At 70.9% G+C, this 3,658-nt stretch carries 4 protein-coding genes; 3 read left to right on the plus strand and 1 reads right to left on the minus strand.

Translation table 11 applies throughout. The features are described 5' to 3' along the window. Positions 1-1,121: asparaginase (locus tag CCN56_RS33015; protein ID WP_256962312.1), on the minus strand; the 1,121-nt coding region annotated here is incomplete at its 3' end. 118 nt (positions 1,122-1,239) lie between these two features. Between CCN56_RS33015 and CCN56_RS33020 the strand changes: the two genes are divergently transcribed. From CCN56_RS33020 to ectA, 3 genes are all read left to right on the plus strand, one after another. Next, positions 1,240-1,704, plus strand: coding sequence for an Lrp/AsnC family transcriptional regulator (locus CCN56_RS33020; protein ID WP_086831536.1), 465 nt, complete (start codon positions 1,240-1,242; stop codon positions 1,702-1,704). Positions 1,705-1,879: 175 nt separating this feature from the next. Then, positions 1,880-2,683: an endonuclease I family protein gene (locus tag CCN56_RS33025; protein ID WP_086831537.1), complete on the plus strand. Its 804-nt coding sequence runs from the start codon at positions 1,880-1,882 to the stop codon at positions 2,681-2,683. A gap of 331 nt (positions 2,684-3,014) precedes the next feature. Next, complete coding sequence (gene ectA, locus CCN56_RS33030) at positions 3,015-3,545, plus strand: diaminobutyrate acetyltransferase (RefSeq protein ID WP_086831538.1); 531 nt, start codon at positions 3,015-3,017, stop codon at positions 3,543-3,545. The last annotated feature ends 113 nt before the right edge of the window (positions 3,546-3,658 follow it).

Here is a 3,658-nt window from a genome sequence, read left to right on the forward strand (position 1 = left end):
TACGCCCGGGCGGCGACGGCCGAGGCCGAGCGGGAGTGGCCGGTGGCGAGGGCGGGCTCGGCGCGGACCGGTCCTTCGAGGAGGCGGCGCAGGCGGGCGGTGCTGCGGGCGGAGGCGCCCGCGCCGTCGGCGCCTTCGGCGAGGAGCGTGGAGAGGAGGGCGATCCGGGCCTGGCCGGCCCGGAGGGTGCCGGTGAGCAGGGCTCCGGCGGCGACGAGGTCGACCGCGCCGCCGCCGGTGTATATCTCGGCGAGCGGCCCCGCGGGGACGCGGGTGGTGACGGCGACGAGGACGCCCCGGGCGACCGCGTCGGCCACGGCGGCGGCGATCTCGGGGGTGGCGTTGCCCGCGCCGGTGGCGACGAGGACGATGCCCCGGGCGCCCGCGGAGACGGCCGCGTTCAGGAGGAACGGGTCGCCGTCGGAGTGGTGCGTGATGATGTCGACCCGGGGCAGCGGAGTGGCGTCGGGGCCGGTGGCCCCGGGGTTCGCGGTCCGGGCGGCGGCCGGCAGGGGCAGCGGGGCGGGGCGCTCCGGCTGCCGCTCGATGTCGACGCGGGAGAACCCGACGCGGCCGAGGCGCTCGGCGGAGGGGTCGGAGAAGGCGTCGGCGGCGAGGGTCTGGGTCTTCACGGTGCCGCGTGCCGCGTGGACGCGTCCGTCGAAGACGACGAGGACGCCGAGGTCGCGGACGGTCGCGGCGACCTGGAGCGCGTCGTAGAGGTTGCCGGGACCGTCGCCGTCTCCGGTGCCGAAGGGCCGCTGGGCGCCGGTGAGGACGACCGGGCGGGAGTCGGCGTGGTGGAGGTCCAGGAGGAAGGCCGTCTCCTCCAGGGTGTCGGTGCCGTGGGTGACGACGATGCCGTCGACGCCGGGGTCGGCGAAGGTCTCGTGGACGGTGCGCAGGAGGGCGAGCTGGTGGGCCGAGGTCATGCGGGAGCTGTTCACGTTGAACAGGTCGACGACCTCGACGGTGACGCCCTCGGGGAGGGGGGCGGTGGCCAGGACGTCGTCTCCGGAGGCGTCGGCCGCGTAGCCGGTGCCCTGCCAGCGGCTGGCGATCGTGCCCCCGGTGCTGATGACGACGATCCGGCGCGCTCCCCCGTCGTTCGTCCGCTTCATGCCTGCCGTCCTCACTCCGTACCCATATCTCCTGCGGTCGCAACGATAGGACAGGAGGCGCGCAAGGCGATTGCGAAATCAGCCCCTGGCCTGTTTCGTCGTGGTAGATAATTGCGCCATGGACCGAATCGATCTCCACATCTTGCGCGAGCTCCAGAACGACGGCCGGCTGAGCAACCAGGAGCTGGCCCAGCGGGTCGGGCTCAGCGCCTCCCCCTGTCTGCGCCGGGTGCGCCAGCTGGAGCAGGACGGGGTGATCCGGGGCTACCGGGCGATCATCGACCCGGAGGCGGTGGGGCGCGGCTTCGAGGTGCTCGTCTCGGTCGAGGTGAAGCGGGACCGGGAGACGGTGGAGGCCTTCGAGGAGGCCCTGCAGGACGTGCCGGACGTGATCGAGGCGTACCGGCTGTTCGGGAGTCCCGGCTGTCTGCTGCGGATCGCGGTGGCGGACCTCGCGGCGTACGAGCGGCTGTGGATCGAGCGGCTGACGACGCTCACCGGGGTCACCGAGGTGAACTCGCAGATCATCATGAAGCGGATCAAGGAGCCGAAGGGGATGCCGGTGGACGTCCGGGGCGTCTGAGACTCCCGGTTCCGCCGTATGCGAGAACGTCACGGAACAGCCTCCTCCGCGTTACATGACAGGTACCTGACGTGTGCCACCCTCCCGATGACACGTAGTCAACACGCGTAGACAGCAGATCGGTCGAGTCGCCGTCCGCCGTCCCGCGCGTGCCGTCCCCGGGAAAGGGCCCCCCATGTCCGTTGTGCGGACCGGCAGATGGAAGGTGTGGGCGGCGGCCGTCGCCGCCACCCTCGTCGGCGTCACGCTCCCCACGGTCGCCGCGACTCCCGCGAGTGCCACGACGACCGCGTACGACACCACGTACTACAAGGACGCGATCGGCAAGACCGGCACGAGCCTCAAGTCCTCGCTGCACGCCATCATCAGCAGCCAGAGCAAGATCTCGTACGACGCGGTCTGGAACGCGCTGAAGGTCACCGACCAGGACCCGAACAACACCAACAACGTGCTCCTGCTCTACAGCGGCGTCTCGCGCAGCAAGTCCCTCAACGGCGGCTCCGTGGGCGACTGGAACCGCGAGCACACCTGGGCCCAGTCCCACGGCAACTTCGGCACCTCGGCCGGCCCGGGCACCGATCTGCACCACCTGCGCGCCTGCGACGTGCAGGTCAACAGCACCCGCGGCAACAAGGACTGGGACAACGGCGGCAGCCCGGTCAGCGGCGCGCCGGGCGCCTACACGGACAGCGACTCCTTCGAGCCGCGCGACGCGGACAAGGGCGACGTCGCCCGCATGATCCTGTACATGGCCGTCCGGTACGAGGGTGACGACGGCTGGCCCGACCTGGAGCCCAACGAGTCGTCCACCAACGGCAGCGTCCCCTTCCACGGCCGCCTCTCGATCCTGAAGCAGTGGAACCAGCAGGATCCGCCGAGCGCCTTCGAGGAGCGCCGCAACGACGTCATCTACAACACGTACCAGCACAACCGGAACCCGTTCATCGACCACCCGGAGTGGGTCGAGGCGATCTGGTAGCCCGAGCGCCACGGAAGTGACGGAGCCGGGCCGGACGTGACGCGGCCGGCCCGGCTCCCCCCATGTCAGCCCCTAAGCCTGACCGCTTCCGATGCCTTCAAACGCGAAATCGCGGATCGTCTCACGTTTTCAAAGGACCGACTCCGACAATCCAAAGCCGTTATCCAGCCGTTACAAACGGTGACTTTGACCGTTTTTGATCGAATTTGCCATGCGCTCGGGAGCGGGTTCCCGGCACGGAGAGCGTCGGCGCAACTATCACGCCTCCACCGCCCCGAACAAGACCTCCGACCCAGGAAGTTCCGCGGTCCACTCGGTAGCTTCGGCGCCCATGACCACTGCCCCCCTGACATCCCTGGTCGGCGGCGTCTCCGTCGGCCCGGCCGAGATCGCGGACGGCGCCGCACTCTGGCGGATCGCCCGCGGCTCGGACGAACTCGACCTCAACTCGCCGTACAGCTATCTGCTGTGGTGCCGTGACTTCGCCGGCACGACCGCCGTCGCCCGTGACGCCTCCGGACGGCCGGTGGGCTTCGTCACCGGATATCTGCGGCCCGAGGCGCCCGGGACGCTCTTCGTCTGGCAGGTCGCCGTGGAGGGTTCGCACCGCGGAACCGGGGTAGCCGGGACCCTGCTCGACGCTCTGGCCGCCCGGGTGGCGGCCGAGCACGGACTCGACCGGGTGGAGGCGACCGTCACACCGGGGAACCTGGCGTCCGACCGGCTCTTCCGGTCCTTCGCCCGCAGGCACGGCGCCGACCTGGCCCACGAGGTCCTGTTCCCGTCCGCCTCCTTCCCCGTGGCGGGACACGAGGCCGAGGTGCTCTACCGCATCGGCCCCCTCGCGCCCCCGGCGTCCTGAGCCGACCCCGGCGTCCCGGACCCGCACGACTCCCCGCACCACACCCTGGAGAAGAGACCTCGTGACCCTGACCGACATCGCCGCCCCCTCTGTCTTCGAGACCGTCGAATCGG

Origin of the sequence: Streptomyces sp. NRRL B-24572 (genome assembly GCF_002156145.1) — a bacterium.
Classification (GTDB): Bacteria; Actinomycetota; Actinomycetes; order Streptomycetales; family Streptomycetaceae; genus Streptomyces; species Streptomyces vietnamensis.

Coding starts and splice junctions, on each gene's coding strand:
- CCN56_RS33025 (WP_086831537.1), top strand. CDS start 1,880: ATGTCCGTTGTGCGGACCGGCAGATGGAAGGTGTGGGCGGCGGCCGTC.
- ectA (WP_086831538.1), top strand. CDS start 3,015: ATGACCACTGCCCCCCTGACATCCCTGGTCGGCGGCGTCTCCGTCGGC.
- CCN56_RS33020 (WP_086831536.1), top strand. CDS start 1,240: ATGGACCGAATCGATCTCCACATCTTGCGCGAGCTCCAGAACGACGGC.